26 protein-coding genes are annotated in these 26,227 nt (G+C 69.8%); 8 read left to right on the top strand and 18 right to left on the bottom strand.

The features are described 5' to 3' along the window. Nucleotides 1-44: 44 nt before the first annotated feature. Genes ACMUOO_RS09300 through ACMUOO_RS09290 form a run of 3 tightly spaced genes read right to left on the bottom strand, consistent with a single transcriptional unit; the run spans nt 45 to nt 3,234 of the window. Nucleotides 45-506, bottom strand: a complete 462-nt coding sequence (locus tag ACMUOO_RS09300) for a DUF6173 family protein (RefSeq protein WP_301920563.1) — start codon at nt 504-506, stop codon at nt 45-47. Then, nucleotides 503-1,546, bottom strand: a complete 1,044-nt coding sequence (locus ACMUOO_RS09295; protein WP_301920443.1) for an MBL fold metallo-hydrolase — start codon at nt 1,544-1,546, stop codon at nt 503-505. The genes ACMUOO_RS09300 and ACMUOO_RS09295 overlap by 4 nt, the downstream gene beginning before the upstream one ends. Further along, the gene (locus ACMUOO_RS09290; RefSeq protein ID WP_301920442.1) at nt 1,543-3,234 is read right to left on the bottom strand and encodes an acyl-CoA dehydrogenase; all 1,692 of its coding nucleotides are present in this window, start codon (nt 3,232-3,234) and stop codon (nt 1,543-1,545) included. The genes ACMUOO_RS09295 and ACMUOO_RS09290 overlap by 4 nt, the downstream gene beginning before the upstream one ends. 142 nt (nt 3,235-3,376) lie before the next feature. On the opposite strand from ACMUOO_RS09290, the gene ACMUOO_RS09285 reads away from it, so the two are divergent. Next, entirely contained in the window at nt 3,377-4,321 is a 945-nt protein-coding gene (locus ACMUOO_RS09285) for an L-threonylcarbamoyladenylate synthase (RefSeq protein ID WP_301920441.1), read from the top strand. A gap of 12 nt (nt 4,322-4,333) precedes the next feature. Here the strand turns inward: ACMUOO_RS09285 and ACMUOO_RS09280 are convergent, their stop codons facing one another. Next, nucleotides 4,334-4,888: a YqgE/AlgH family protein gene (locus ACMUOO_RS09280; RefSeq protein WP_301920440.1), complete on the bottom strand. Its 555-nt coding sequence runs from the start codon at nt 4,886-4,888 to the stop codon at nt 4,334-4,336. A gap of 138 nt (nt 4,889-5,026) precedes the next feature. Here ACMUOO_RS09280 and ACMUOO_RS09275 point away from each other — a divergent pair, with 138 nt between their 5' ends. Beyond that, entirely contained in the window at nt 5,027-5,830 is an 804-nt protein-coding gene (locus ACMUOO_RS09275) for a protein-disulfide reductase DsbD domain-containing protein (RefSeq protein ID WP_301920439.1), read from the top strand. Nucleotides 5,831-5,837: 7 nt separating this feature from the next. Here ACMUOO_RS09275 and ACMUOO_RS09270 read toward each other — a convergent pair whose 3' ends face one another. From ACMUOO_RS09270 to ACMUOO_RS09250, 5 genes are all read right to left on the bottom strand, one after another. Beyond that, nucleotides 5,838-9,182 carry an efflux RND transporter permease subunit gene (locus ACMUOO_RS09270; RefSeq protein WP_301920438.1) on the bottom strand — a complete coding sequence of 1,115 codons (3,345 nt, stop codon included), beginning with the start codon at nt 9,180-9,182 and terminating at the stop codon, nt 5,838-5,840. A 4-nt stretch (nt 9,183-9,186) separates the two neighbouring features. Continuing rightward, a complete protein-coding gene (locus tag ACMUOO_RS09265; RefSeq protein WP_301920437.1) occupies nt 9,187-10,656 on the bottom strand; it encodes an efflux RND transporter periplasmic adaptor subunit in 1,470 nt (489 codons plus the stop codon). Nucleotides 10,657-10,753: 97 nt separating this feature from the next. Further along, nucleotides 10,754-11,296 (bottom strand): molybdenum cofactor biosynthesis protein B, encoded by a 543-nt coding sequence (gene moaB / locus ACMUOO_RS09260; protein WP_301920436.1) that lies wholly within the window; start codon nt 11,294-11,296, stop codon nt 10,754-10,756. Beyond that, on the bottom strand, nt 11,293-11,916 hold the full coding sequence (locus ACMUOO_RS09255) for a LysE family translocator (RefSeq protein WP_301920435.1): 624 nt from the start codon (nt 11,914-11,916) through the stop codon (nt 11,293-11,295). Before ACMUOO_RS09255 ends, moaB begins: the two co-directional genes overlap by 4 nt. Beyond that, entirely contained in the window at nt 11,913-12,695 is a 783-nt protein-coding gene (locus ACMUOO_RS09250; protein WP_301920434.1) for a uracil-DNA glycosylase, read from the bottom strand. Before ACMUOO_RS09250 ends, ACMUOO_RS09255 begins: the two co-directional genes overlap by 4 nt. Before the next feature lie 108 nt (nt 12,696-12,803). Here ACMUOO_RS09250 and ACMUOO_RS09245 point away from each other — a divergent pair, with 108 nt between their 5' ends. The 3 genes from ACMUOO_RS09245 to plsY all read left to right on the top strand — a co-directional run bounded on the left by ACMUOO_RS09245 (nt 12,804) and on the right by plsY (nt 16,006). Beyond that, nucleotides 12,804-13,766, top strand: a complete 963-nt coding sequence (locus ACMUOO_RS09245) for an aspartate carbamoyltransferase catalytic subunit (protein ID WP_301920433.1) — start codon at nt 12,804-12,806, stop codon at nt 13,764-13,766. A 352-nt stretch (nt 13,767-14,118) separates the two neighbouring features. Further along, entirely contained in the window at nt 14,119-15,396 is a 1,278-nt protein-coding gene (gene pyrC / locus ACMUOO_RS09240) for a dihydroorotase (RefSeq protein WP_301920432.1), read from the top strand. Nucleotide 15,397: 1 nt separating this feature from the next. Then, a complete protein-coding gene (gene plsY, locus ACMUOO_RS09235; protein WP_301920431.1) occupies nt 15,398-16,006 on the top strand; it encodes a glycerol-3-phosphate 1-O-acyltransferase PlsY in 609 nt (202 codons plus the stop codon). A 16-nt stretch (nt 16,007-16,022) separates the two neighbouring features. Here plsY and ACMUOO_RS09230 read toward each other — a convergent pair whose 3' ends face one another. The 3 genes from ACMUOO_RS09230 to ACMUOO_RS09220 all read right to left on the bottom strand — a co-directional run bounded on the left by ACMUOO_RS09230 (nt 16,023) and on the right by ACMUOO_RS09220 (nt 17,692). Beyond that, nucleotides 16,023-16,493, bottom strand: a complete 471-nt coding sequence (locus ACMUOO_RS09230) for a tetratricopeptide repeat protein (RefSeq protein WP_301920430.1) — start codon at nt 16,491-16,493, stop codon at nt 16,023-16,025. An 84-nt stretch (nt 16,494-16,577) separates the two neighbouring features. Next, nucleotides 16,578-17,000, bottom strand: coding sequence for a hypothetical protein (locus tag ACMUOO_RS09225; RefSeq protein ID WP_301920429.1), 423 nt, complete (start codon nt 16,998-17,000; stop codon nt 16,578-16,580). 44 nt (nt 17,001-17,044) lie between these two features. Further along, nucleotides 17,045-17,692, bottom strand: coding sequence for a carbonic anhydrase (locus ACMUOO_RS09220; protein ID WP_301920428.1), 648 nt, complete (start codon nt 17,690-17,692; stop codon nt 17,045-17,047). 144 nt (nt 17,693-17,836) lie between these two features. Here ACMUOO_RS09220 and ACMUOO_RS09215 point away from each other — a divergent pair, with 144 nt between their 5' ends. The 3 genes from ACMUOO_RS09215 (at nt 17,837) to ACMUOO_RS09205 (ending at nt 20,511) form a co-directional block, all read left to right on the top strand. Further along, nucleotides 17,837-18,217 (top strand): hypothetical protein, encoded by a 381-nt coding sequence (locus ACMUOO_RS09215; protein WP_301920427.1) that lies wholly within the window; start codon nt 17,837-17,839, stop codon nt 18,215-18,217. Between the two features lie 72 nt (nt 18,218-18,289). Further along, the gene (locus ACMUOO_RS09210) at nt 18,290-19,687 is read left to right on the top strand and encodes a leucyl aminopeptidase family protein (protein ID WP_301920426.1); all 1,398 of its coding nucleotides are present in this window, start codon (nt 18,290-18,292) and stop codon (nt 19,685-19,687) included. Further along, entirely contained in the window at nt 19,684-20,511 is an 828-nt protein-coding gene (locus tag ACMUOO_RS09205; RefSeq protein ID WP_301920425.1) for an NlpC/P60 family protein, read from the top strand. The genes ACMUOO_RS09210 and ACMUOO_RS09205 overlap by 4 nt, the downstream gene beginning before the upstream one ends. 27 nt (nt 20,512-20,538) lie before the next feature. On the opposite strand, the gene ACMUOO_RS09200 is transcribed toward ACMUOO_RS09205, so the two are convergent. From ACMUOO_RS09200 to ACMUOO_RS09175, 6 genes are all read right to left on the bottom strand, one after another. Further along, the gene (locus ACMUOO_RS09200) at nt 20,539-20,886 is read right to left on the bottom strand and encodes a DUF2794 domain-containing protein (protein ID WP_301920424.1); all 348 of its coding nucleotides are present in this window, start codon (nt 20,884-20,886) and stop codon (nt 20,539-20,541) included. A gap of 345 nt (nt 20,887-21,231) precedes the next feature. After that, entirely contained in the window at nt 21,232-21,852 is a 621-nt protein-coding gene (locus tag ACMUOO_RS09195) for a YdeI/OmpD-associated family protein (RefSeq protein ID WP_301920423.1), read from the bottom strand. A 68-nt stretch (nt 21,853-21,920) separates the two neighbouring features. Beyond that, a complete protein-coding gene (locus tag ACMUOO_RS09190; RefSeq protein WP_301920422.1) occupies nt 21,921-23,606 on the bottom strand; it encodes a DNA polymerase Y family protein in 1,686 nt (561 codons plus the stop codon). Nucleotides 23,607-23,640: 34 nt separating this feature from the next. Next, a complete protein-coding gene (locus ACMUOO_RS09185; protein WP_301920421.1) occupies nt 23,641-23,955 on the bottom strand; it encodes an I78 family peptidase inhibitor in 315 nt (104 codons plus the stop codon). A 76-nt stretch (nt 23,956-24,031) separates the two neighbouring features. Further along, a complete protein-coding gene (pepT, locus tag ACMUOO_RS09180) occupies nt 24,032-25,273 on the bottom strand; it encodes a peptidase T (protein WP_301920420.1) in 1,242 nt (413 codons plus the stop codon). Between the two features lie 48 nt (nt 25,274-25,321). Then, the gene (locus ACMUOO_RS09175; protein WP_301920419.1) at nt 25,322-25,963 is read right to left on the bottom strand and encodes a TetR/AcrR family transcriptional regulator; all 642 of its coding nucleotides are present in this window, start codon (nt 25,961-25,963) and stop codon (nt 25,322-25,324) included. Nucleotides 25,964-26,227: the final 264 nt, after the last annotated feature.

Below are 26,227 nucleotides of genomic sequence, written 5' to 3'. Positions count from 1 at the left end.
TGCGGGTGGGAGCCGTTGTGCGAAACCGACACTTTGAGGGCGATTCAGCCCCGGCCAAGGTCGGCAGCCAGCCGGAAACCGATCCGCCGCGGTTCCTCCACCTCGGGCGCCTTCGGCAGCGCGCGGAGCATGACGTTGAGCTGCGAGACATGCTGGATGAGCTGCGTCCGCGCGCCGTCCTCGTCGCGGCCGTAAAAGGTCACGATATCGGGGTCGAAGTACCCGATGCCCTCGATCTGCAGCACACCGACGTCGCCGCCGGTGAAGCCCATCGCCACCTCGTGCTTGTCGTCGAGCTGGGCCTCGAAATTCTGGATGTAGAGGATCAGCCGCTCGTAGGCCCATTGCGCCGGGCTCTTCGCCTCCATCGGCTCGGCCGCCACCGCCTCCGGAAGGGGGCACATCTCGGCGGTCTTCGGCGCGTCGGGTGCCGTGTGGGCGACCCGTGCCCTGGGCAGCGCCGAAGCCTCGTGGACCTCGGCCGAGGTGCGGATTTCGTCCGTCAGGTCGGTTTTCGCCACAGCCATGCCCCGTTCGCATCGAGCACCCGCTCCACCCGCCCACGGTGGAGGAGATGGTTGAGATGCGCAACCGCCTCGACCAGCGCGAGGCCGAATTCCGCTTCGCCGATAGGCCGCTTGAAGAGCGGAACGAAGCACTCCGCCGCCGTGCGCGGCCGGGCAAGGTGATCCATAAGCCTGTCGAGCGCGCCGCGGTGGTTCTCGATCATCTGGCTCAGCCGCAGCGGCAGTCCGGTAAACGGGAGCTTGTGGCCCGGCAGGACGAAATGGCGGGGATCGGCGAAACGCTGGAAGGCGGCGCAGCTGTCCAGCCACTCTCCCACCGGATCGGCCAGGGGTTCGCTCGCGTAGACGCCGAGGTTGGCCGAGATCGACGGCAGAAGCTGGTCGCCGCCGATGACGAGCGGCCCGCCCTTTTCCCAGAGCGTCGCGTGTTCCGGCGCGTGGCCGTGTCCGACACGCACGATCCATCCGCGCCCGCCTGCGGTGATCTTGCTGCCATCGGCGATCCGCGTGAAGCCGAGGGGAAGCGGCGACACGACGTCACAGAAGTTGAAGGGACGTTCGGCAGCGCGGCTGGAGAGCATGCCGGACGGCATGCCGGCGCGGCGCCAGAATTCCAGCGTTTCGGCCGCCGGCACGGGATGTTCGTCGAGCGTGAGCATCCGTGCGAAGAGCCAGGAGGTACGGGTCGTGACCAATTCGGCCCCCTGCGCCTGGAACCATCCGGCAAGGCCGATGTGATCGGGGTGGTAGTGGGTCACGATCACCCGGCGCACAGGGCGACCGGCGAGCGGGCCGGCAAGCACCGCCTGCCAGATCGCGCGGGCCTTCTTCGTGTCGAGCCCGGTATCGACGAGGGTCCAGCCGTCTCCGTCGTCAAGGGCGAAGACATTCACATGGTCGAGCGCCATCGGCAACGGCAGGCGCAACCAGTGGACGCCCTGGGCGACCTCGGTCGCGGCGCCGGGCGTCGGCGGCTCCGCGAAAGGATAACGGATCCCCTCCTCGACCACGGCAGTCACGACGCCAGCGCCTCGGGCGTCAGGTCGAAGAGCGCCCCTGCCCCGTCCCTTGCCTCGGCGAGGCAGGCCGCGAACTGCGGCAGAAGCCGGTCGATATGGACCCGCGCCAGCGCGCTGCGCGGACCCTGGCCCCCTTCGGCTACGGCCGCGCGCAGGTGGAAATGCGCGCCGAGCACGCGGGCGAAGGCCCTGAGATAGGGCACGGCGCCGGCGTAGCGGTCAGGCATGGCGCGGCCAGTCATCGCCTCGGTCGCCTCGCGCAGCGTCTCGGCCGCGGACCAGACGTTGCCGGCGAGGTCGGGCAAGCGCGCCCGCGCGGCCTCCGCCCCCGCCTCGATCTCCTCGAGCAGCCGATACGCGGCCTCGCCCCCGTCCATCATCTTGCGGCCGACGAGGTCCATCGCCTGGATGCCGTTCGTCCCCTCGTAGATCGCCGTCACCCGCACGTCGCGCCAGAACTGGGCGACGCCGGTTTCCTCGACATAGCCCATGCCGCCATGGACCTGCATCGCCATGGAGGCGACATCGCAGCCCACGTCGGTGCCGTAGGCCTTGGCGATGGGCGTGAGGAGGGCCGCGCGGGCGTGCCAGTCGCCCTCGCCCGTCGCCTGCGCCATGTCGGTTGCGGTGGCGCAGGCCAGCGCGATGGCGCGGGCGGCGAAGACCTCCGCCCGCATCGTGGCGAGCATCCTCCGCACGTCGGGATGGTCGATGATCGGCCCCATCTGCCGTCGGTCGGCGGCATAGGATGCGGCTGCCTGGCAGGCGGCCTCGGCGACGCCGACACCCTGCACGCCGACGGCAAGGCGGGCATTGTTCATCATCGTGAACATCGCGGCCATGCCGCCCTGCTCCGCGCCGACGAGCCAGCCGGTCGCGCGGTCGTAGTCCATCACGCAGGTCGGCGAGCCGTGGAGGCCGAGCTTGTGTTCCAGGCTGACGACATTCACGCCGTTCCGGATGCCCGGCTTGCCGTTCGCGTCGGGGATGAACTTCGGCACCAGGAAAAGGCTGATCCCCTTGGTCCCGGCGGGGGCGCCGGGAAGGCGGGCGAGGACAAGATGACAGACGTTCTCCGTCATGTCGCAGTCGCCCCAGGAGATGAAGATCTTCTGGCCGGTGACGGCATAGGTGCCGTCGCCATTCGCTTCGGCCTTCGTTCTCAGCGCACCGACGTCGCTTCCCGCCTGCGGTTCGGTCAGGTTCATCGTGCCCGACCATTCGCCCGAAATGAGTTTCGGCAAGTAGAGCGCCTTCATCTCCGCGTTCGCGTGGTGGTCGAGGGCCTCGATCTGCCCCTGGGTCAGCAGCGGGTTGAGCCCGAGCGCGAGGCAGGCGCCTGACATCATGTCGTGAATGGCCATGTTCAGCGCCTGCGGCAGGCCCATGCCGCCATGTTCCACCGGCGCGCTGACACCGATCCAGCCGCCCTCCGCGATCTGGCGGAAGGCCTCGGCGAAGCCGGGGGTGGAGCGGACGGCCCCATTCTCCAGCCGCGCAGGGTGAAGATCGCCCGCGCGTTGCAGCGGGGCCATGACCGTGTCGCAGAGGCGCGCCGCCTCCGTCAGGATCGCCTCCACGAGGTCCGGGGTTGCCTCGGCATACCGGCCGGTCGCGGCGACCGGGGCAAGCGGCACGACCTGGTCGAGGATGAATTGGATATCGCCCAGGGGCGCGCGGTAGGGCATCGGTTCCTCCTCCTCGCCTTGGCAAGTGCGGCCCCGGCGCGTATGTCACGGGTTCCGGGGCCATGATTGCCGCAAGGTCACGCCCCTTCAACCGGGACGCTGCGTCACGGGGACGCTGCGGCAGCGAGTCGGGGAGCGTGCGGTGACCGAAATATTGAATGCCGACGCGGCGGGGCTGGCGCGGGCAGCGGCTCTCCTGTCTCAAGGTGGGCTCGTCGCCTTCCCGACCGAGACGGTCTACGGCCTTGGCGGCGACGCGCGGTCGGACCTTGCGGTCGCGCGGATATTCGAGGCCAAGGGGCGCCCGCGGTTCAACCCGCTCATCGTCCACGTGGCCGACATGACGATGGCGAAAGAGGTCGCCCTGTTCGACGCGCGAGCCGAGAGGGTGGCCGGGGCGTTCTGGCCGGGCCCGCTGACGCTGGTCCTTCCGCTGAGGTCGGGGGCGCGGATTTCCGACCTCGTCACGGCGGGCCTTTCCACCGTCGCGGTGCGGATGCCGGCGCATCCCGTGGCGCGCGCGCTCCTCTCCGCCTTTGGCGGTCCCGTGGCGGCGCCTTCGGCCAACCCGTCGGGGAAGGTCAGCCCGACGCGCGCGGAACATGTGATCGCAGGTCTGTCCGGCCTCATCGCCGCGGTGGTCGACGGCGGGCCCTGCGCGGTCGGGGTGGAATCGACGATCCTCGGGCTGACCGGCGACCCCGAACTCCTGCGACCGGGCGGGATTCCGGCCGAGGCGCTGGAAGCCTGCCTCGGCACGCCGCTGCCCGAGGGCGGCAGTGCGGCCAAACCCAGCGCGCCGGGCCAGCTTGCCTCGCACTACGCGCCCTCGGCACCGATACGGCTGGGCGCGACCCGCCCCGAGCCGCGTGAGTTATGGATCGGTTTCGGACCCGATGCGCGGGGTGCCGACCTCAATCTCTCGCTCACCGGCGATCTCGTGGAGGCGGCGGCCAACCTCTTTCACTTCCTGCGCGAGGCCGACGCCCGCACCGAGGGGACGATCGCCGTTTCACCGATCCCGGAGAGGGGACTCGGCCGCGCGATCAACGACAGGCTGCGCCGCGCTGCCGCGCCACGGCACTGACGGGTCCGAAGGTCAGGCGCGCCCCGCCGCCGATGACAGGGTGAGCGGATCAACCCCGATGCTTTTCAGGGCGCCGCTCCATTTCTCGCCGTCGCGGCTGGAAAACACCAGATCGGGCGCGGCCTCGCAGGTCAGCCAGCCGTTCGCGAGAATCTCGTCTTCAAGCTGCCCCGGCCCCCAGCCGGCGTAACCGAGCGCGAGCAGCGAGGCGGCCGGGCCGCGCCCGGCTGCAATCGCTTCTAGGATGTCGACCGTCGCGGTCATGCCGAAGCGGTCATCGACCTTCAGCGTGCTGCCTGTACCGGCGTAGTCGCCCGAATGCAGGACGAAACCACGCGCATTCTCCACAGGTCCTCCGAAATGTACCCTGATCTCGCGCGAGCGGTCGCTGCGCTCGATGCCAAGCTGCTCGGCGAGGCGGTCGAAGGTCAGACCGCCGGCCGGCTTGTTGACAATGAGCCCCATCGCGCCATCCTCGGAATGGGCGCAGAGGAAGACGACGCTGTACTCGAAGCGGGGATCGCCCATTCCGGGCATGGCGATCAGAAGCTTTCCGCTGAGGTTCATCGCATGGCCTCCTGACCCGAATGTCGGGTGAGTCCCGAAGCGACGCAAGGGGTCGCCGTTCGCGCCGCCGCCCAAAACTCTTCGTGAGTTGCCGCCTTGCCGCTTCCAATCGGCGGCGGCTTGCCTACTTTGGGCGGTATGACGTTTCCTGCCGCCTGCTCCGTCGCGCTTCTCGCGCTCGCCGCCCCCGCCATGGCGCAGGAGGTGCCGCCGAACGTCGTGTCGGCCAGCATCCGCGAAGGCTGGCGGACGGACTCGGGCACTCAGATGGCTGCACTGGAACTTCGGCTTGCACCCGGCTGGAAGACCTACTGGCGCGCGCCAGGCGAGGGCGGAATCCCGCCCGAGTTCGACTGGTCGGGTTCGTCCAACATCGGCGGAGTGGCCTTCCACTGGCCAAAACCGGAGGTCTTCGAACTCAACGGCATGCGCAGCTTCGGCTACCACGGGTCGCTGGTCCTGCCGATCGAGTTCCGCCCGGCCGCGGCGGGAGAGCCGGTGCACGTCCGGGCGGAAATCGACCTCGGCGTCTGCAACGAGATCTGCGTGCCGATGACAGTGGTCGTTTCGGCCGATCTCGCCGCCGGGGGAACGCCCGATCCGGTGATCCGCGCCGCGCTTGCCGAGATGCCGGAGCGCGCAGATGAGGCCGGACTGACGGCGGCGCGGTGTGAGGCGGAGCCGATCCGGGACGGGGTGAGACTGACCTCGCGGCTTGCTCTGCCGCGCCTCGGGCCCGACGAGATCGCGGTGGTGGAACTCGCCGACCGGAGCGTCTGGGTCTCGGCGGCCGAGACGCGGCGCAACGGCGGCGAACTCAGCGCCACGGCCGACCTTGTGCCGGCCGATGCCCAGCCCTTCGCGCTTGACCGCTCCGCTGTCCGCATCACCCTGTTCGGGAGCGGTGGCCGCGTCGTCGAAGTGCAGGGCTGCACGGGGTGATCGCGGCTCAGCCGCGCGCGGCGCGTCCAAGACGCAGCGCGGCGACAATCCAGACCAGGCCAAGCGCGGCGGCCGAGGCCGCGGCAAAGCTCAGGAAGGCTGGGGCATACCCCTCTCCGGCCAGAAGCGCCGGCCCCAGAAGGGCGGCGAACAGCACCGCGAGGATCACCACGGCCGCCCGCAGGTAACCGCGCACGGGCCCCCGCCGCGCGCCGCGGCGGAAGGCGGCAAGGCGGCGGCCGACATCGGCTTGCACGACCAGAAGGGCGGGCACGACGAGCAGGACGAGCAGCATGCCGAAGCCGAGGCCGTAACAGAGCGTCACCACCGTGGGCTTCAGGAACTGCGCCTGACGGGAGGTTTCGAACAGCAGCGGGGCAAGCCCGATCACCGTCGTCGCGGTCGTGAGGAAAACCGCCCTCAGCCGGTCGGCCACGGCGTCGATGACCGCGGGAATGAGGGGGCGTCTGGCCGCATATTCGTCCACGGTACTGATGAGAACGATGGCGTCGTTGACGATGATGCCCGACATGCCGATGAGGCCCACGACCGAGAACATCGACAGCGGCAGGTCCCAGACTGCATGACCGTAGATCGCGCCGATGAGGCCGAAGGGGATGACCGCCATGACAACGACGGGGCGTGTCCAGCTCGAGAATACCCAGGCAAGGATGACATAGATTCCCACGAGTGCCGCGGCGAAGCCGGTGGTCGCCTCGCTTAGGAACGTATCCTCCTGCTCGCTGAGGCCGGCGAGGTTGTAGCCGACGCCGTGTCTCGCCGCGATTTCGGGCAGGATGTCGCGGTTGAGCGTATCGAGGATCGCGGCAACACGTTCCGGGTCGTCCTCGGCAATGTCGCCGGTCACGGTCACGACGCGGTCGCCCCCTTCGCGCCTTATGCGGGAAAAGCCGCTTTTCGGCTCGACAGTGACAATGTCGGCAAGCGGCACATACGCGCCCTCGGGCGTACGCATCAGCATCCGGTCGAGAAAGTCGGCGGTGACCTCGCCCGACGCCAGTTCGACCGTCACATCGACGGTACGGGTCCCCTCCGGGAAGCTCGCCGCGGTGATGCCGTTCAGCCGGGCGCGCAATTCGCGACCGAGGTCATCGACCGTGAAGCCCAGCGCGCGCCCCTGCGGAGTAAGATCGAGGATAAGCTCGTCCTTGTCGTAGGGCAGCGAATCCTCGAGCGCAGAGATTTCCGGGAACGGTGCAAGCGCATGCTTCAGATCCTCGGCGGCTGCCTTCAAGACGGCCGCCTCGGGCCCGGTGAGCTGCACGTCGAGCGCGTCGCCTCCGGGGCCGTGCCGCCAGCCGCGGAAGGAGAGTTCCTCGAGGAAGGGATGGTGCGGCGCGGCTTCCTGCAGAGCGGTGACGAACTCCGAACCGGTCCAGGGCCTGAGGTCGGGATCGACGAGTTCGATCGAGATCGAGCCCAGAAGATCGCGATCCTTGCCCTGTGCGCTTTCGAGCGGCCGGAAGGCATTGGAGCCGACCTGTGCGATGACATAGTTCAGGGGCTCGACCCCGTAGCGGTCGCGGAAATCGGCAGCGACCTCTTCGGTCGCGTGCTGCAGGGCCCGCATGACCTCCAGCGTATCGGCGCGCGTCGCGCCGGCGAGCATCGTGAAATTGCCCGTGATGGCGGCCTGTTCGGGCGAGGCGAAGAACTGCCAGCGCACCTCTCCCTTCAGGAACAGTCCGCCCGAATAGGCCAGTAGCGCGAGCGCCCCCGCGAGAACCGGGTAGCGCGCCACGATGACGCCGGCCACGAGAGGGCGCATGACCTTGTCGCGCACCCAGCCGAAGCCCCGGTTCACCAGTCGGCTCGGCGCGTCGTACCACCGCCGGCGCCCGGCCGAGGTCAGCGCGTGGGCCATGTGGTTGGGCAGGATCAGAAACGCTTCGAGAAGCGAGGCGGCGAGCACAACCGCGACGGTGAAGGGAATGTCCCGGATCATCTCGCCGAAGCGACCGGTGATCGCCATGAGACCGAGGAAGGCGACAATGGTCGTCGCCGTCGAGGAGAAGACAGGCGCCGCCATGCGCCGCACCGCCGTCTCGGCCGCGACGACGGGCGCCTCGCCCAGCCGCCGGAAGCGGAAATCGGCGTGTTCGCCGACCACGATCGCGTCATCGACGACGATCCCCGTAGTCAGGATCAGCGCGAAGATGGAGATCATGTTCAGCGTGAGCCCGAAGAGATGCATCATCGCCACGGCCGCGAGCATCGCCACCGGAATGCCGGCCGCGACCCAGAGGGCCGTGCGGGCGTTAAGGAAAAGAAAGAGCATCGCCAGCACCAGACCGAGCCCCATCAAGCCGTTGGCGATCAGGATCTCGAGCCGGGCGATGATGTCCTGAGAGCGGACGCGCGTCATGTCGATGGTGACGCCCTTCGGCAGGCCCGGGCGCATCTCCTCTGCGACCTGCTCCACCTTTCGCTGGATCTCGATCGCGTCGCCGTCGGCCGAACGGTCGGCGCGAAGCGCTATCGCGGGATTGTCGCCCACGAAGTAGGCCTGCTTGCCGGTGCCGCCGCTGTCGGTGATCACGGCCACCTCGCCAAGCGTCAGCGAGGTTCCGTCAGGCTTCGACTTGAGCACGATCTGCCGCAGCGCCTCGGGCGTCCGGCGTTCGGCCCCGGTCCGCAGACGGGCCGTGCCGCTGGCGATGGAGCCGGCCGGATCGGCAGCCGTCTCGGCAGCGATGCGGGCCGAAATGTCCGACAGCGTCAGGTCGTGCCGCATGAGCTCGGCCATCGGCACTTCGACGGTGAGTTCGGGGGCCGCGAGACCCTCGATCGTCGCCCGCGTCACGCCGGCCCGATAGAGCCGGTCGAGAAACTCGTCGGCAATGCGCAGCAGCTGGTCGGGTGCCACCGGCCCGGTGACCACCATGTCGGTCACCCGGTCGCGCCAGCCGTTGCGGCGGATGACGGGCTGGTCGGCATCGTCGGGCAGGTTGGTCACGCCGGCGACGGCAGTCTCCACCTCGCTCACCGCGCGGCTCATGTCCCAGCCCGGTTCGAAATCGAGCGTGACCTCGCCGAAGCCTTCGCGCGAGATTGCCAGGCTGTCGGACACGCCCTCGACCGCGAGAAGCCCGGGCAGGAGGAGCTGGATCACGCCCCGGTCCACGTCCTCGGCGCCGGCGTCGTCCCAGGTGACGGCGACGTTGACCTGCTGGACGACGACGTCGGGGAAGTACTGCGCACGCATCTGCGGCAAGGCGGCAAGTCCCGCCGCCAGAAAGAGCGCGAGCACGAGGTTGGCAGCCGTGGCATGACGGGTGAAGTAGGAGAGAATCCCGCCCGCCGCCGCCAGCCGGTCGTGCCGTGCCGCCATGGGCTCAGCCCCCCATCCGGGCTTCGAGCCGGTCCACGACCTCGCTCGGGACGCGCGCCTCGCGTAACCGGGCAAGGACCTCCGCCTTTGCGGCGTCGGACATGGCGGCGCTGTCTTCGACATAGGCGATGAGCGCGGCGCGGCGCTCGGGCGAAAGCTCGACGAAGGCGACCGGCTCGCCGTCCGCGCCGGAAAGGCCCGAATCCTGGTCGCGCACCGGCCGCACGAGAATCCCTGCGCCCAGAAGCGCCGTCCGCTCCAGCACGATCTCGCGGCCGGACAGCGCGCCCACCCGCAAGATCACCGCATCGCCCTGCCGGCGGAGGATATCGGCCGGCACCGCCTCCAGCCGGTCGCCCTCGCCGAGGACGAGAACGGTGCCGTCGGTGCCGAGTGCCTGCGCAGGCACGAGCGCGACGCCATCAATCGGCGGCTCGGCGATTTCGAGCGTCACGAAGTCGCCCGGCCGGAAGCCGGGGGCCTCATCGAGCGTGGCGAATACCAGCCGGCCGCTCAGCCCGGCACCTACTGCCGCGTCGACGCGGGCAAGCCGGCCCGCGGCTTCGAGCCGCCCGCCGGGCACATCGAGCGCAGCTGTCACGGGCAAGGGGCGCAGCCGCCCGGCCTCGTCGATCAGCCGCGCGAATTGCGCCGTCGAAAGCCGGACCGCGACTTCGAGCGCCGTCGGGTCGATGAGTTCGCCGAGCTTCTCGCCATTCGCGACAAGCCCGCCGGCGACCGCCGTGACACCGGACAGCACGCCGGCGAAGCCCGCGCGGAGTTCGGTGTCGGCCAGCCGCCGCTCGGCTTCGGCCAGTGTCAACCGTGCCGCGTCGATGGCGGCCGCCGCCTTGTCGGTTCGCGCCTCGGCCAGCGCCAGGGCCTGCCGCCGCGAGACGACACCCTGACTGGCGCCGGACATGGCGAGTTCCGCCGCCTCCATGTCCGCCGCCATGCCGAGACCGCGCGTGCCGAGTTCCTTCTGCCGGTTGAGCGCCTGCGCCCGCAGCGCGCGCTGATCCTCGGCCGCGGCCAGATCGTCTCGCGCGAGGACGAGCGCGCGGGCGGCATCGCGCGCCTCGACCTCGGCCTGCCGGAGCTGGGTCTCGGCGATGTCGCGCGCGGATTGCGCGTCCGCCGGGTCGATGCGCACCAGAAGCTGGCCCGCCGCGACGGCAGTTCCGTCGGCGAATTCGGGCACCAGTTCCACGATTTCCCCTGCCGAGGCCGACCGCAGTTCCAGCCGCCGGCTCGCACGGACCTCGCCGTAGGCGGTCATGAGCGGCGCAATCCGTTCGGGCCTCAGCGTCATCACCCGCGCCGTGAAGGCGCGTTCCTCGGCCGGCTTCGCCGGAGGTGCGGGCGCGGTGCTGATCTCGATCGCCGTCTTCAACTCCATCGCGCCGATGGCCAGAAGGGCCAGTGTCAGCGCGGCGAGGAAGAGACCGACGAGGCTGCGGGTCAGAAAACGCATGAAATCCGTCTGGTTAGCGCCCGCCGAGCATCCTACCCCGGCAGGCCGGCCGCTCCAAGCGCGAAAGCGCGCCCACACGGGGGTGTTAACGGCGGCGTTACCTGCCCCGCAGGTGCTCGTCGAGCCTCGGCATGATCTCGACGAAGTTGCAGGGGCGGTGGCGATAGTCGAGTTGCCACTTCAGGATCTCGTCCCAGGCATCCTTGCAGGCGCCGGGGCTGCCCGGCAATGCGAAGAGATAGGTGCCGCCGGCGACGCCGCCGGTGGCGCGGCTTTGCACCGCGCTGGTGCCGATCTTCTGCATCGAGACGATGGTGAAGACCGTGGCGAAGGCCTCGATCTCCTTCTCGTAGACGTCGCGGTGGGCCTCCACCGTGACGTCCCGCCCTGTCAGACCGGTGCCGCCGGTCGACAGGACCACGTCCACCCCCGGATCGGCCACCCAGGCGCGGAGCTGGGCGGCGATCTCTGCGCGCTCGTCCCGCAGCACCTTGCGGTCTGCAAGGACGTGGCCGGCCTCCGTCAGCCTTTGCACCAGCGTGTCGCCCGACCGGTCTTCCGCCAGCGAGCGGGTATCGGACACCGTCAGGACGGCGATGCGGACCGGGATGAAGGTCTTAGTGTCGTCGATGCGGCTCATGTGCGGCTGTCCCATGCGAGCTTGGCAGCCAGAAGCCCGAAGACCGAGGCCGAGGCAAGGCGGAGCACGCGTTCGACCCTGAGGTCGCGCGCCATTGCCCGGCCGAGTCCGCCCGCGCCGAGGCCGACGGCCGCGTTGATGACGAAGCCCCCGATGGCGATCACCGAACCGAAGATCACGAACTGGCCGAAGATGGCGCCCCGCGCTGGGTCAACGAACTGCGGAATGAAGGCGAGGATGAAGAGAATCACCTTCGGGTTCGAGATGTTGACGAGGAAACCGTCGCGGAACGCGCGCGCTGGCCGGACGGCGGCGGTTCCCGCGGCGCCGAGCGGAGCGCGGAGCGTGCGCAGCGCCAGCCACAGCAGATAGGCGATCCCCGCCCAGCGGATGGCATCGAAGAGCCCGGGCAAAGAGCCGACGAGCGCGCCGAGACCGAGGCCGGCCAGCGCCACGTTGGCCATCGAGCCCGCCGAAATGCCGGCGCTCGCCGCGACGGCGGGGCGCGGACCGCCGCGCATCCCCTGCGCGAGACAGAACATCATGTCCGCCCCCGGCGTGAGGTTCAGCGCGAGCGCGGCCGGGACGAAGGCCGCAAGGGTCAGGGGATCGACGATCATGGCATCTCCTTCATGCGCGCCTTGACCTCGAGAAGGTCGGCCCAAGCCTCCCGTTTGGCTGCGGGGTTGCGGAGGAGGTAGGCGGGGTGCGTCATCGGCATCGCGGGGCAACCGAAGGCCTGCGCCCACTTGCCGCGCAGCCTCAGGATACCCTTCTGGCCGAGCGCCGCCGCGCAGGGCGTGTTGCCCATCAGCACGAGCAAGGCAGGGTCCGCAAGCTCGACATGCCGGGCCAGGAACGGCAGCATCATCGCGATTTCGGCCGGCTCGGGGTCGCGGTTCGAGGGCGGCCGCCAGGGCATAACATTGGTGATGTAGAGCGCCTCGGCCCTGTGGCGCGCGGTCCGCGAAAGCCCGATCGCCGCGAACATCCGGTCCAGAAGCTGGCCGGCACGGCCGACGAAGGGCCGGCCTTCGAGGTCTTCCTCTCGTCCCGGTGCCTCGCCGATTATCATGACGCGAGCCTCCGGGTTGCCGTCGGCGAAGACGAAGTTGCGCGCGCCCTTCTTCAGGTCGCACAGGTTATAGGCGGACTGGATTTCGGCCAGCGTCTCAAGGCTGGTCGCCCGCCCCGCGTCAACCCTCGCCACGGCAACCGGATCGACCTCAGCGGTAGCGGACGCCGTGACGACCGGCGAGGCGGGCCCCGGTGCCTCGGCCTTCGCCTCGTAGCGGTTTACCGGCGCGTCCCCGATGGCCTCGTCCGCACCCATTTCCGCCTGCCATTCGAGAAGCGCCCGGGCGGCGTGGAAGTCGAGAGTGACGAGGGGTGAGTCCATGGCGCCGAAGCTATGCCCCCGCCCCCGCCCCCGCAAGCGCCCGCATTCGCCGTTGCCCGCCTCCCGTTCCTTTGCCATAAGCGGCTGAGCCGGGGACCGGAGGCCTTCATGACATTCCGCGCGCGTCACCTTCTGGGAATCGAACACCTTGCCCCGGAGGAGATTCGCGCCGTCCTCGACCTTTCCGAGAAATACGTCGAACTGAACCGGCGCACGGTGAAGCATGCCGACGCGCTCGAAGGCATGACCCAGATCAACATGTTCTTCGAGGCCTCCACGCGGACTCAGGCGAGCTTCGAACTGGCGGGCAAGCGGCTCGGCGCCGACGTGATGAACATGTCGATGCAGCATTCGAGCGTGAAGAAGGGCGAGACGCTGATCGATACCGCGCTGACCCTGAACGCCATGCATCCCGACCTGCTGGTGGTCCGACACCCGGCCTCGGGCGCGGTCGATCTTCTGGCGCAGAAGGTCAACTGCGCGGTGCTGAACGCCGGCGACGGGCGGCACGAACACCCGACGCAGGCGCTGCTCGACGCGCTGACCATCCGCCGCGCCAAGGGCCGCATCCAGCGCCTGACGGTGGCGATCTGCGGCGACATCGCCCATTCCCGGGTGGCGCGGTCGAACCTGATCCTGCTCGGCAAGATGGAAAACCGCCTGCGCCTGATCGGCCCGCCGACGCTGATGCCCTCGGGCGTCCAGGACCTCGGCTGCGAAGTCTACGAGGACATGGCGGCAGGGCTGAAGGGTTGCGACGTGGTGATGATGCTGCGCTTGCAGAAGGAGCGAATGGACGGCGGCTTCATCCCGTCCGAGCGGGAGTATTATCACCGCTACGGCCTCGACGCCGAAAAGTTGGGCTTCGCCAAGGAGGACGCCATCGTCATGCACCCCGGCCCGATGAACCGGGGCGTGGAGATCGACGGGGAGCTTGCCGACGACATCAACCGGTCGGTGATCCAGGACCAGGTCGAGATGGGCGTCGCGGTGCGGATGGCCTGCATGGACCTCCTGGCGCGGAACCTGAGGGCGGAGCGCGGACGGCAGGCGGTGGGGGTGATGGTGTGAGCAACTGGCATCAGTATATTGGCTTGTCTGCCACGTGCTTTTTCTTCTCTGCTGTTTCTCAGTTCATTATTGTCGACTGGCCGAACTGTGCGTTTGCGGGAGTGGGCGCTCCGTTGGCGTTTTGCGCTGCCGGTTGTGGAGTCGTGATGGGGTATGGCCGAGTCTTCGGTTCCGTGTTCGAGAGCGACGAAGGTTCACGAGATTCTTTGAGTAGGCTTATTGCCTTCTTTCTTGGGGCTTGGACCGCACTCATCGTTTCAATTCCTCCGGTTTGGGCAGGTGAGGTGGCAGGCAGAAAGTTGTCGGGGATGCTTCTTAATATCTCCGACTCGCAGTTGTGCGCTCAGCCATGATGACCACCCTCCTCACCAACGCCCGCCTGATCGACCCCGAGGCGCTCACCGAAACCGCCGGCAGCCTGCTGATCGAGAACGGCCAGATCGCCGCCATCGGCGACGCCCCCGCGCCCAAGGGCGCCACCACCATCGACTGCCGCGGCAAATGCCTCGCCCCCGGCATCGTCGATCTGGGCGTCAAGATCGGCGAGCCGGGAGAGCGGCACAAGGAATCGTTCCGCTCCGCCGCCCTCGCCGCCGCCGCCGGGGGCGTCACCACCATCATCGCCCGGCCCGACACCAACCCGGCCATCGACACGCCCGAGGTGCTGGAATTCGTCACCCGCCGCGCGGCCGAGGCGAGCCCCGTTCGCATCCGCCACATGGCCGCGCTGACCAAGGGCCGCGAGGGGCGGGAGATGACGGAGATCGGGTTCCTCCTCGACGCCGGCGCCGTGGCCTTCACCGATTGCGACCATGTCGTCAGCGACACCAAGGTGCTGGCCCGCGCGCTCACTTACGCAAAATCGCTTGGCGCGCTCGTCATGGGCCATCCGCAGGAGCCGGTCCTGTCGGCGGGCGCGGCCACGACCTCCGGCAAGTTCGCATCCCTGCGCGGCCTGCCCTCCGTCAGCCCGATGGCCGAGCGGATCGGCTTCGACCGCGACATGGGCCTGATCGAGATGACCGGGGCGAAGTACCATTTCGACCAGATCACCACCGCCCGCGCCCTGCCGCCCCTGGAGCGCGCCAAGAGGAACGGTTTCGACGTGACGGCGGGCACCTCGATCCACCACCTCACGCTCAACGAATTCGACGTCGGCGACTACCGCACCTTCTTCAAGGTCAAGCCGCCCCTCAGGTCCGAGGATGACCGGGTGGCGGCCGTGGAGGCGGTCGCCTCGGGCCTGATCGACATCATCTCGTCGATGCACACGCCGCAGGACGAGGAATCGAAGCGCCTGCCCTTCGAGGAGGCCGCGAGCGGTGCGGTGGCGCTCGAGACCTTCCTGCCCGCCGCGATGCGGCTTTACCATGCCGGGCAGCTGACGCTGCCGCAGCTTTTCCGGGCGATGGCGCTCAACCCCGCGAAGCGCCTCGGCCTGCCGCAGGGGCGGCTTGCGGTCGGCGCGCCGGCCGACCTGGTGCTTTTCGATCCCGACGCGCCCTTCGTCCTTGACCGCTTCACGCTCCGCTCCAAGTCGAAGAACACGCCCTTCGACGGGCAGCGGATGGAGGGCCGGGTCATCGGCACCTGGGTCGACGGCATCAGGGTTTTCGGCGGGGAGGCTTGAATTGCCCGAAATCACAACCGGCGCGGCGGCGCTGATCCTGACGGCCGTGCTGGGCTACCTGCTGGGCTCGATCCCGTTCGGGGTCGTCGTGACGAAAGTCATGGGCCTCGGCGACCTCAGGCAGATCGGTTCCGGCAACATCGGCGCGACCAACGTGCTTCGGACCGGCAACAAGCCAGCGGCGCTCGCCACGCTGCTCTTCGACGGCGGCAAGGGCGCGGTCGCGGTGCTGCTCGCGCGGGCTTGGGCGGGCGAGGACGCGGCCCAGCTTGCCGCACTCGCCGCCTTCCTCGGCCATCTCTTCCCGGTCTGGCTGAAGTTCAAGGGCGGCAAGGGCGTCGCGACCTTCCTCGGCACGCTTCTGGCGCTTGCCTTCCCCGTCGGGCTCGCGGCCTGCGCGACATGGCTCGCGACCGCGCTCGTCAGCCGGATCTCGTCGCTCTCGGCGCTCGTCGCCTCGGCGACGGCGTTCATCTGGGCGGCGCTCCTGGGCCATGGCAGCATGGTGATCCTGATCGTCACGCTCGCCACGCTCGTCTTCTGGCGCCACCTGCCGAACATCGAGCGGCTGAAGGCCGGGACGGAGCCCCGGATCGGCGGGAAGAAGTAGCCCCCGGCCGCCCGCCTCAGCCCTGTCCCGCCGCCATCAGCGCCGCGCGGAGGTCGCTCCATTCGTTGCAGGTGCCGCAGAGCGCGGCGAGGCGGTTGAGATTGGCCCTGGCGCTTGCGTAGTCGCCGATCTCGACGAACATCTCGCCCTGGTATTCCAGCGCGCCGAGGTGCTTCGGATCGGCCTTCAGCGCCGCGCCGTACCAGCGCGCGGCCTCGGCCATCCGGTTCATCTTGCGATTGGAGTAGCCCATGAGGTTCAGCGCGTCGGCATTGCGCGGCTCGGCCTTGAGAACGGCGGCGAGGAGTTTCAGCGCGTCGGGGTAGCGGCCGGCATCGACGGCGGCCTTGGCCTCGGCGTAGCCGGATTGCGCGGCCGGGGCGGTGCTTGCGGTCGTGCCGCTGGCCTCCGCGAATGCGGCGAGGGGCGCGACAAGCGCGAGCGGGACGAGGGCAGCAGCAAGGCGCGCGCGAAGCGGGGTGGTCATGGCCGGGTCTCCCTGAACGGATACCCGATTACCATATCATGCTTGTCGCGGGTGCAAGCCTCACCTTGGGGTGAGGTGGCGGGTTCACGCCGCCCGGTCGCAGCGCGCAGCGAGGGGATGGCCCGGCCCCCGCGGCGCATCGGTCGGGAAGCGGTTTCCGAAACGAAGCGTCAGGTCCGGCTCGCCCAGGCCCAGTGCACCGAGCGGCAAAAGCGGGCGTTCGATCGGCCAGGAATGGATGGCAAGCGCACCCTCCGGCGCCCGGCGCAGGACGAAGCCTGCCGACCGCAGGCGGCGCTGCAATTCCACCCAGTCGGCCGAGAGGTGCACGGCCCTCAGGATCTCCTCCTCCTCGGACCTCAGCCGCGCGGGCGACCGGTCAAGTGCGCCGCGCAGGACAGCACGAAGGAAGTCCGAAGGCGAGCACCCGGCCGCCCGCGCCGCCCGGCCGAGCGCCAGGAGGAGCGTTTCGGGCAGGTCGACGGTGACGGTGCGGCGGGTGTCCATGGCGCCACCCTCGCGCGAATCTGGTTAATGCCGGGTTCCCGCGCTCAGAGCGCGACGAAGGCCCGCGTCTCGGGGTCGTAGTGTTCAAGCCCGCCGGCGCTGATGTCGTTCCAGAGGCCATGGAGCGTCATCTCCTCGGCCTCGACCGCGGCGCGCACGAACGGGAAGGTCATGAGGTTCTCCAGGCTCACCAGAACCGCCTCGCGTTCGAGCGCGCGAAGCTGGTGGTCGGCCGGCAGGTCCTTCACCCTTTCGTAGCCGGGGCGCAGGAGGTCCATCCAGCGGCCGACGAAGCTCGACTTCTCTTCCAGCGCGGGGGCGGCGCCCGAGCACATGTCGTGGCAACCCTTCACTCCGCCGCAGGAGGAATGGCCGACCACGATCAGATGCGCCACCTTCAGCGTGGTCACGGCATATTCCACGGCCGCCGAGGTGCCGTGCTGCTGCCCGTCGGGCGCATGGGGCGGCACGAGGTTGGCGATATTGCGGTGGATGAAGAACTCCCCCTGGTCGGCGCCGAAGATCGAGGTGACGTGCACGCGGCTATCGCAGCAGGAAATCACCATCGCCCGGGGTCTCTGACCCTCGTCCGCCAGCCGGCGGTACCAAGCACGGTTCTCCGTCCAGGTCGTTGCCTTCCAGCCATGATAGCGCTGGACGAGATAGCTGGGCAGCGGTCTGGCATGTTGCATCGGGTTGTCCCTCCCTGACAGTCCTTGGCAGATAGTCGGCCGATCGGTCGAATTCGAGAGGTTTTTCGCCCGGGCGACAAGGTTTTCTTGAGGCCATGGGGCGAACCTCTCCTCGCGCGTGGGGCGCGAAGTGGAGGATGAAGGGTGGGGACACTGGCAGTTCTGCGCCACAACGAAGGCGTCCGGCTCGATCCGGACCGGCTCGTGGCGCTTTATTCGGACCTCGGAGAGAAGGGGGCAGAACGGGTGATCTGCCGCGCGACTGAGGAACTTGCCGCGCGCCTGAGGGAAGTTCAGCGGCTCGTGGACGAGGGCAACGGCGCGGCGATGCAGCGGAGCGCACGGCTCCTGATCAGGGTGGCCGAACAGGTCGGGATGCTGACCTTCGCGCGGGTCGCCGGGGATGTCCTGCGGGCGACCGACGCGGGCGATGCCTCGGCTCAGGCCGCAACACTCGCGCGGCTCGTGCGCATCGGCGACCGGTCGCTGAACGCCTTCTGGGACCTGCGCGACCAGACCCTGTGACCCCCGTCATGGGGCCTTGCGGGCACCGGCGGCGGGGCTAGTGTGGCGACCGGACCCGACAGGAGACCCGTGATGACCGCCGCCCCTTCCCTGGCCTTTGCCGAACCGACCGCCCGGAGCCGACCGCTCCACCTCGTGCCGCAGGAAACGGCGGCGGGCTTCGTCGAAGCGCGTCCCGCTTTCGAGCGCGCCTGGATGGCCGCCGCCGGTTTCACCGGCAGGCTCGGCCAGCTCTGCCTCCTGCCCGGGCCGGACGGCGCGCCCTCGGGCGCGGTCTTCGGCCTGGGGACCGAGGCCGCACGCAAGCGGGGCCGCTTCCATGTCGCGGGCGCGGTGGCCGACCTGCCCGAAGGGGCCTGGCGGCTCGACGGTGCGTTGACAACCGCCGCGCTGGAGGAGGCCGCGCTCGGGTGGCTGCTCGCCACCTACCGGTTCGGCCGCTACCGCAGCGCCGAGCCCCCCAGGGCGCGGCTCGTGCTGCCGGCGGGCGTCGATGCGGCGCGGGTGCTGGCGATGGCCGGGGGCGAGATGCTGACGCGCGATCTCATCAACACGCCGGCCTCGGACCTCGGTCCGGCGGAACTCGAGGATGCCTTCGTCGCGCTCGCCGAAGGCTTCGGCGCGAAGACGCGGGTGGTCCGCGGCGACGATCTTCTGGCCGAGGGCTTCCCGATGGTCCACGCCGTCGGCCGCGCCTCGCCGCGCGCCCCCCGGATCATGGACATGCGCTGGGGTGACGCGGGGCCCCGGCTGACGCTCGTCGGCAAGGGCGTCTGCTTCGATACCGGGGGTCTCGACCTCAAGACGGCACCCTTGATGGGCCTGATGAAGAAGGACATGGGTGGCGCCGCGACGGTGATGGGACTGGCCCGGATGATCATGGCGTTGGGTCTGAAACTCCGCCTCCGTGTGATCGTGCCGGCGGTGGAGAACGCCGTCGCCGGCAACGCGATGCGGCCGCAGGACATCCTGACAAGCCGCAAGGGCCTGACGGTGGAGGTGAACAACACCGATGCGGAGGGACGGCTGATCCTCGCGGATGCGCTGGCACTGGCGGATGAGGAACGGCCCGACCTCCTGATCTCGATGGCGACGCTCACCGGCGCCGCGCGGGTCGCCGTCGGGCCCGACCTCGCCCCCTTCTACTGTGACGACGACGCCGTGGCGGGCGCGCTGGCCGCCGCCGGTGCGGCGCTCGCCGACCCGGTCTGGCGGATGCCGTTCTGGGAGCCCTACGAAGCGATGATCGAGCCCGGCATCGCCGATCTCGACAATGCGCCGTCCGGAGGCATGGCGGGCTCGATCACCGCCGCGCTCTTCCTGCGCCGCTTCGTGACCGGGACACCGCGCTATGCGCATTTCGACATCTACGGCTGGCAGCCGGCGGCCGCGCCCGCCCGCCCGAAGGGCGGCGTCGGCCAGGGCGCACGGGCGATCCTCGCCGCTCTTCCCGGGGTGCTCGGGCTATGAACGACCGCCGCCTCACGCCTGCGAACGGGCGTGTCGCCCATGTGTCGCTCAAGCGAAGGGTCAAGGCCGAACGCTTCGTGGCGGGCGAACCCGCGCGGGTCGCGGTCGCGCTCGCCGATCTGCTCGCCCGGCCGGGCGGTCCGCGCGACCGGCAGGTTCTGATGGGCGAGCGGGTGAATGTCCTGGACCGGGACGGGGGCTTCGCCTTCGTCCAGGCCGAGAAGGACGGCTATTGCGGCTATCTGGCCGAGGGTGCCCTGGCCGGTGACCGCGCGGCCACGCACTGGGTCGCGGCGCCGGCGACCCACCTCTACCGGGAGCCCAGCCTGAAGACGCCGGAAGTGGCCTACCTGACGATGGGGGCGAGGCTGACGATCGTGGCCGAGCATCCCCGGTTCCTCGAGACCGCGGACGGGTTCTTCGCGCCGCGCCCGCATCTGCGCGAGCTCGGCGACTGGGCGGCGGACCCGGCGGCGGTGGCGGAGAGCCTCCTCGGCACCCCCTACCTCTGGGGTGGCAACTCGCGGTCGGGGATCGACTGTTCCGGCCTCGTGCAGGCGGCGCTTCTGGCCTGCGGCCGCCCCTGCCCCGGTGACAGCGACCTGCAGGAAGCGGGCGTGGGCACGGCGCTGGCGGAAGGCACCCCCCTTTGTCGAGGCGACCTTCTGTTCTGGAAGGGCCATGTGGCGATGGCGGTCGCGCCCGAACGGATCGTCCACGCGAACGGGTTCCAGATGGCCGTGGGCTACGAAGACCTGTCGGAGGCCATTGCGCGGATCGCGGGGCAGGGCGAAGGCCCGGTCACGTCGCGGCGCCGGGTGTGACCTCCGCAACGGGCTGCTCCGCGGGCGTCACTCGACGGGCCGGATCAGCTTGCGGTCGAGGACGCGGAGCACGGCCGCGAGGTCCTGCCCCCGCTTGAGCACCTGCCCGTCCATTCCGATCAGCGCATACATGCCCTGCCGGTTCCTGAGCCGGGGGTGTTTCTCGATACGGTAGAGCGGGTATTCGGCCGCACGCCGGAAGACCGAAAAGACCGCCATCTCGCGCAGGAAGGACATGGCGTAGTCGCGCCATTCGCCGGCGGCCACCATGCGGCCGTATAGCGCGAGGATGAGGGAAAGCTCGTGGCGGTCGAAGGCGACCTTCTCGGGCGCAGCGGAAGCTGGGTGGAACGGGGTCGGTGGCTGGACCGTCATGGCAAGGATGTTAGCGCCGCCACGGCGCAAATCAAGCCTGCCCGCTTTCGGCCGCAAAATGACCCCCGCCCCGGCATGGTGCTTCCGCAACGGTGCCGCGTTCACGCGGGAATGCTTCGTCCATAGCGACAACGCTAGGGTCCGGTGGCGCGGTTCGACAGCCCCCACCCAGGCCGCGCCACCGGAGCCCCGTCGCTCACTGCCCCGCCTCGGCGGGGCATTCTTTTTCCTATCGCCGGGATGCGTCGTCCGACGGGGGATCGGGCGCGTTTCCGGACTGCGGAGGGGTCGGGCCGGAATGTGCATGTCGAGTGCCGCGCCCGATCGCCGGCGGCGGCGGACGGCTCACCGCTCTGTCGCACCCTTCCCGGCCAGGATTTTTTCGCGGAGCCGGACGATACGTGCGATGCGCGTGGCGGCGGTCCTGGCCGAGGCGAGGTGGATCACGTAGCTTTTCTGCCGTCCCGGGGTGAGGCGGTGGAAGGCCTCGGCCAGTTCGGGATCGTCCTCCATCACCTCGACCAGCTCGTCGGGCAGGTCGGGGGCGCCGTGGTCCTTCGGCGGCCTGAGCCCCGCCGCGGCATGGCCCATCGCCTCCGTCAGGTATTGACGGATGACCGGCGCCATCTCCGCCACTTTCGCGTTTTCGCTGAACCGGATCGTGCCGGCATGGCGCGTGTTCGGCCCCGCAGGCTCGAGCACGCCACGAGGGTCCGCCATCAGCGCCGCGTCGAAGAAGCTGAGCCGGAAATCGTCGCGGAAGGCGCCGATGATGGCGACGTTGCGCCCGGCGTGCATGTAGCAGGGATGGCCCCATTTCACCGTCTCGTCGAGGCCCACCGCACGGCAGATCCGGCGCAGCGCGGCGAGACCTTCCGCCCAGGTCCGGGTCGAGCAGTCCGGCGTCGCGAACCGGGCGCAGCGCCCGCAGCCCTTTGCGAAGAAATCCTCGATGTCGGTGATCATTCTCGCGCCTTTCCGTCCGCAGGTTCTACTCCGAAACCGGCGCGGGGGGCGAGCGGCGCGGCCCGGGATCAGCCGAAGACCCCGTGGCAGAACCAGCCGCCCGACACCACGCCGCCGTGGGCGTAGAAGAGCCAGAGCCGCTCGCCGCCCGCCGTCTCCACCCGCCAGTAGTCGCGCGTGCCCGACCGCCATTCCGGCTCGTCCAGCCACCATTCCGGCGCGATCCGCTCGGGCCCCGAGGCCGAGGCGGTGGCGAAGTCGCGCCGGCGCCAGCGGAAGCGGGCGGGCACGGCGGGGGCCTCGTCCGCCGCGACCGGCTCCGGCCGGAAGATCACGGCGGGACGCGGACGCGCCGGGGCCGGCCAGTCACCCGCGGGCTCCGACCAGGCGGCGGGCATCACGCGGGCGGTCTTTTCCGGGATGTGGCTGTCGCCGGGATGAAGCCGGGTGATCGCCTCGAGCCCGATCCGCGCGCCGAGCTTCGACATCATCGTCGAAAGCGCCTCCTGCCCCGCCGCCTCCGCGCCGCTCCCGCCCGGGTCGAAGCGGCCGCGGGTCTGGCGGGGGTGCAGGGGCTCCGTCACCGGCGCCTCGATCCGGATCATGTCGATGCCGAAGCCGGGGTCGATCTCGGCGAGCTTCAGAAGGATCAGCGGCCGCACCTCCGCCGCCGCGTCCACCGCGCGGGCGAGGCCGAAGGCGATCTCCTGCATCGAATGATCGGTGCGGAAAAGCTGGAGCCGGATGCGCCGCGCCCCATGCGCCCGTGTCCTCAGCCTGTCGCAAAGCGCCGGCAGAAGCCGGTCGATCACGGCGAGGATGTCCTCGGCCAGTCCGATCGGGTCCGGCAGCGTCAGGCGGACGGCGAAGTGGAGAGGGGGCCGGGCGGGTGCGACCGGCTCCACCTCCACCCCCAGCGCCTGGTCGAGACGGCGGACGACTTCGGCCCCGAAGCGGCGGGAAAGACCCGCGCGGGGCACACCCATGATGTCGCCGACATGGCGGAGCCCGAGCCGGGCGAGACCCGCCACGGCCTCATCCTCCAGCCGGAGCGCGGCGAGCGGAAGCGGCGCCAGCGCCTGGCGGATCTGCCCGGGGGGCGCCACACGCACCGGAGGGCCCGGCGGCGGTGCCGGCAAGGGGGCCGCGCCGCCCTTCGTCCAGTGCCGTTTCGCCGCACGCGATCGCGTCGCCCGCGCCTCCTGGTCGATGGCGTCGCCGCTCCTGACCGTCGCGCCTCCCCGCCCGGCGTAGCGGGCGAGCGCCCAGGCGCCGCCCGGCGTGTCGGCGATCCCGGCCTCGACCGTCACGCCGAGATGGGCGCAATCCTCCGCCACGGCGTCGAGCACGCCCCATTCGCCGCCGAAGAGATGCGCCGCGCCCGACAGGTCGATGACGAGCCCGTCCGGCGCCTCCTCCCCCACCCGGGGGCTGAACTTTCCCGCCCAGCGCCGGAGCGCGGTCAGGAAGCGCGCCTCGGCATGGCGGTTCCTGAGCCGGGTGAGAAGCCCCGGACACATGGCGAGCGCATCGCTGAGGGGCTGGCCGAGACAGAGCCCCGCCTCCTCCGCGCCTTCGCTGAGCGAGGTGAGAACCTGCCGGTTCGCCGCCTCGCCGACGATGGCAAAGGCGGGGGGCGGCCCGAGCCCGCGCATCTCGCGCAGCACCCGCTCCGCGCCAAGGCGGGGAAACCAGAGCGAGAGGATGCGGCGGGCGGCGGGCATGGCAGCGGCATGTGTTCTTCTTTTGTTCATTATATCGTCCGCCCGCGAGCGGAGTCGAGTCCCCTCAGCCGCAGTGGAAGCGGAAGATGTGCCCGCGTTCGTCGACTTCGAGGTTCAGCCGCGCCGGACTGTAGTCCATCGTCACCGCCATCCCCGGCAGGATGACCCGCACCGGATAGGGGAAGCGCTCCAGTCCCAGTTCTTCGGGTCGGCGGCCGATGATCTGCGCGGGGTCGAAGTTGGTACGGTTGCAACTCGGCCCCGGCTCGATCCACCCCGGGCCCTGGGGCCCGCCGGGACGGGGTCCGGCCGGCGGCGTGCCAACCGCGGCGACACAGGCGCCAAGGACCAGCGGCAGAGCGAGAATCCCGCGTTTCATCGTGTGCCCCCATCCCGCGGCAACCCGCGGCCGATGGCCCAGGATAGCCGGAGGCCGCGCCCGGCGAAAGCGCGCCTCAGCCCAGCGCCGCGCGTTCGACGAGCCTGAGGCAAAGCTTCGCCGAGACGGCCATGTCCTGCACGCTGACCCATTCCAGCGGCCCGTGGATCTCGTGCATCCCGGTGAAGAGATTGGGGCACGGCACGCCCATCTCGGTCAGGCGCGAGCCGTCGGTGCCGCCGCGGATCGGCACCGACACCGGTTCGATCCCGAGGTCGCGGCAGGCGGCGCGGGCGAGGTCCACCGGCCGCATGTCCTTCTCCAGCCAGTAGCGCATGTTGCGGTATTGCGGCTTTATCTCGCAGGCGATCTCGGCCCGGGGTTCGGTCGCGGCAACCGTCGCGCAGACCTGGCGCAGGAGATTGCCCTTGGCCGCCAGCCCTTCCAGTTCGAAGTCGCGCAGGATGAACTTCAGGGTCGCCTCCGCCGATCCGCCCTTGCACTCGTAGACGTGGACGAAGCCGTCACGGCCCCCGGTCGTCTCGGGCGTCATCGTCACATGCGGCAGGGTCTGGATGATCTTGGCGGCGAGATGCAGCGCGTTCACCATCTTGTCCTTCGCGGTGCCGGGATGGATCGAAACTCCGTTCACCGTCACCACGGCGCCGTCGGCCGAGAAGCTTTCGAATTCGATCTCGCCCACGGTGCTGCCGTCGAAGGTATAGGCGAAGTCGGCGGCGATGTCCTTCGGCAGCCGCGGGTCAACGCCGCGGCCCACCTCCTCGTCGGGCGTGAAGGCAAGGCGGATCGTGCCGTGCGGGATCGACGGATTGGCCAGCAGGTGCCGTGCGGCCGTCATCAGGACGGCAACCCCAGCCTTGTCGTCGGCGCCGAGAAGCGTGGTGCCGCTTGCCGTTATAATGTCGTGTCCGGCCTTCTTCGCCAGTTCCGGCGAGACCTCGGGCGTGAGCGAAAGCCCCGGGGCGTCGGCAAAGGCAATCGTGCCGCCGTTGTAGTTACGGTGGACGACCGGCTTGACCCCCGAAGCGTTGAACTGCGGGGCGGTGTCGACATGCGCCAGAAGGCCGATCACCGGCGCGCCCTGAGCCGTGGCCGGGATCGTCGCCAGAACCACGCCGTAGTCCGTCAGCCGCACTTCGGCCGCCCCCATTTCGGTCAGTTCGGCGGCCAGAAGCTGCTGCAGCTCCAGCTGGATCGCGGTCGACGGCGCCGAGGATGAGTCCTCGTCGCTCTGCGTGTCGATTGCGGCATAGCGGACAAGCCGCTCTTCCAGTTCGCGGTCGAATTCGGTGCGCATCGGGCATCTCCTCGGTTGCCCGGATGAGCCGGTGTTATGCGCGGCAAGTCAAGCCGGCGCGCGCGCCTTCGCGCCGTAGCGTGCGAGGAACATCTCCACCGCGCCCTTTGCCACGCGTTCCCTCTCGGCCTCGGTGTAGTGGCGCTGCACGCCGAAGCTCACGGCAAGCTGGATACCTGCCTTGCAGAGCGCCGCGAACTGGTCGGCGGCGAGGTAGACGTCGTCGATGACAAGCTCGCCCCGCGCCACCGCACCGTTGAGGTAGGTGGCGAGACGATCGCGCACGAGTGCCGGACCCGAGGCGTAGAATTCGCGCCCGAGGTCGGGGAAGCGGTCGGATTCCGCCACACAGAGCCGGAAGACCGCCAGCCCGAGATCGGACACCGTGAAGGCGATGATCCGCCGAGCGGCCTCGGGCAGGACACAGTCGGGCGGCGCGGTCAGCTTGACGAGCACCTCGGCCTCGTCCGCCTGGCGCCGGCTTTCCTGCTTGGCAACCTCCAGGAAAAGGATCCGCTTGTCGGGGAAGTAGGAATACAGCGTCGCCTTCGACACACCCGCTTCCGCGGCGATGTCGTCGACGCTCGCCCCCTCGAACCCGTCGCGCAGGAACACTGTCCGGGCGCCTTCCAGCACCTGATCGAACTTCCGTCCGCGCTTGATTGTCGCGATCTGGGCGGGTGCCGGCATCTCTCTCCCTGTGTCAGGCGATGATAGTCCGCCGAGGAAGCGCGCGGCAACCCCGGCGGGAAAAAAGGGGCGGGAGACCCCGACCGAAGTGCCCGCGGGTTGAGGCGGGGATCAGTTGCCGGAACCCGGGCAGGGATGCGGCGCGCCGGGCAGGAGCGGCAGCGTGCAGTCGCGGCTGGTGTCCGTGCCCGGCGCAGGAAAGTCGAGGCGTGGCAAGTCTAACGGGATGCCGACGGCAGCCGCAGGGAGGGCAGCAAGACCCAG

The sequence above is a fragment of the Albidovulum sp. genome, from assembly GCF_041919395.1.
GTDB lineage: Bacteria > Pseudomonadota > Alphaproteobacteria > Rhodobacterales > Rhodobacteraceae > Albidovulum.
The sequence above is the reverse complement of the archived record's forward strand: the minus strand, read 5'-3'. Positions and strand labels throughout refer to the sequence as shown.

What these genes read in the sequence shown, in the direction of transcription:
- ACMUOO_RS09230 (WP_301920430.1), bottom strand. Translation starts at nt 16,493, where the DNA reads ATGACCACCCCGCTTCGCGCGCGCCTTGCTGCTGCCCTCGTCCCGCTC.
- ACMUOO_RS09270 (WP_301920438.1), bottom strand. Translation starts at nt 9,182, where the DNA reads ATGGCGGCACGGCACGACCGGCTGGCGGCGGCGGGCGGGATTCTCTCC.
- pepT (WP_301920420.1), bottom strand. Translation starts at nt 25,273, where the DNA reads ATGCGCACCGAATTCGACCGCGAACTGGAAGAGCGGCTTGTCCGCTAT.
- ACMUOO_RS09175 (WP_301920419.1), bottom strand. Translation starts at nt 25,963, where the DNA reads ATGCCGGCACCCGCCCAGATCGCGACAATCAAGCGCGGACGGAAGTTC.
- ACMUOO_RS09190 (WP_301920422.1), bottom strand. Translation starts at nt 23,606, where the DNA reads ATGAACAAAAGAAGAACACATGCCGCTGCCATGCCCGCCGCCCGCCGC.
- ACMUOO_RS09275 (WP_301920439.1), top strand. Translation starts at nt 5,027, where the DNA reads ATGACGTTTCCTGCCGCCTGCTCCGTCGCGCTTCTCGCGCTCGCCGCC.
- ACMUOO_RS09245 (WP_301920433.1), top strand. Translation starts at nt 12,804, where the DNA reads ATGACATTCCGCGCGCGTCACCTTCTGGGAATCGAACACCTTGCCCCG.
- ACMUOO_RS09195 (WP_301920423.1), bottom strand. Translation starts at nt 21,852, where the DNA reads ATGATCACCGACATCGAGGATTTCTTCGCAAAGGGCTGCGGGCGCTGC.
- pyrC (WP_301920432.1), top strand. Translation starts at nt 14,119, where the DNA reads ATGACCACCCTCCTCACCAACGCCCGCCTGATCGACCCCGAGGCGCTC.
- ACMUOO_RS09220 (WP_301920428.1), bottom strand. Translation starts at nt 17,692, where the DNA reads ATGCAACATGCCAGACCGCTGCCCAGCTATCTCGTCCAGCGCTATCAT.
- ACMUOO_RS09250 (WP_301920434.1), bottom strand. Translation starts at nt 12,695, where the DNA reads ATGGACTCACCCCTCGTCACTCTCGACTTCCACGCCGCCCGGGCGCTT.
- ACMUOO_RS09205 (WP_301920425.1), top strand. Translation starts at nt 19,684, where the DNA reads ATGAACGACCGCCGCCTCACGCCTGCGAACGGGCGTGTCGCCCATGTG.
- ACMUOO_RS09210 (WP_301920426.1), top strand. Translation starts at nt 18,290, where the DNA reads ATGACCGCCGCCCCTTCCCTGGCCTTTGCCGAACCGACCGCCCGGAGC.
- ACMUOO_RS09225 (WP_301920429.1), bottom strand. Translation starts at nt 17,000, where the DNA reads ATGGACACCCGCCGCACCGTCACCGTCGACCTGCCCGAAACGCTCCTC.
- ACMUOO_RS09280 (WP_301920440.1), bottom strand. Translation starts at nt 4,888, where the DNA reads ATGAACCTCAGCGGAAAGCTTCTGATCGCCATGCCCGGAATGGGCGAT.
- ACMUOO_RS09255 (WP_301920435.1), bottom strand. Translation starts at nt 11,916, where the DNA reads ATGATCGTCGATCCCCTGACCCTTGCGGCCTTCGTCCCGGCCGCGCTC.
- ACMUOO_RS09290 (WP_301920442.1), bottom strand. Translation starts at nt 3,234, where the DNA reads ATGCCCTACCGCGCGCCCCTGGGCGATATCCAATTCATCCTCGACCAG.
- ACMUOO_RS09185 (WP_301920421.1), bottom strand. Translation starts at nt 23,955, where the DNA reads ATGAAACGCGGGATTCTCGCTCTGCCGCTGGTCCTTGGCGCCTGTGTC.
- moaB (WP_301920436.1), bottom strand. Translation starts at nt 11,296, where the DNA reads ATGAGCCGCATCGACGACACTAAGACCTTCATCCCGGTCCGCATCGCC.
- ACMUOO_RS09200 (WP_301920424.1), bottom strand. Translation starts at nt 20,886, where the DNA reads ATGACGGTCCAGCCACCGACCCCGTTCCACCCAGCTTCCGCTGCGCCC.
- ACMUOO_RS09265 (WP_301920437.1), bottom strand. Translation starts at nt 10,656, where the DNA reads ATGCGTTTTCTGACCCGCAGCCTCGTCGGTCTCTTCCTCGCCGCGCTG.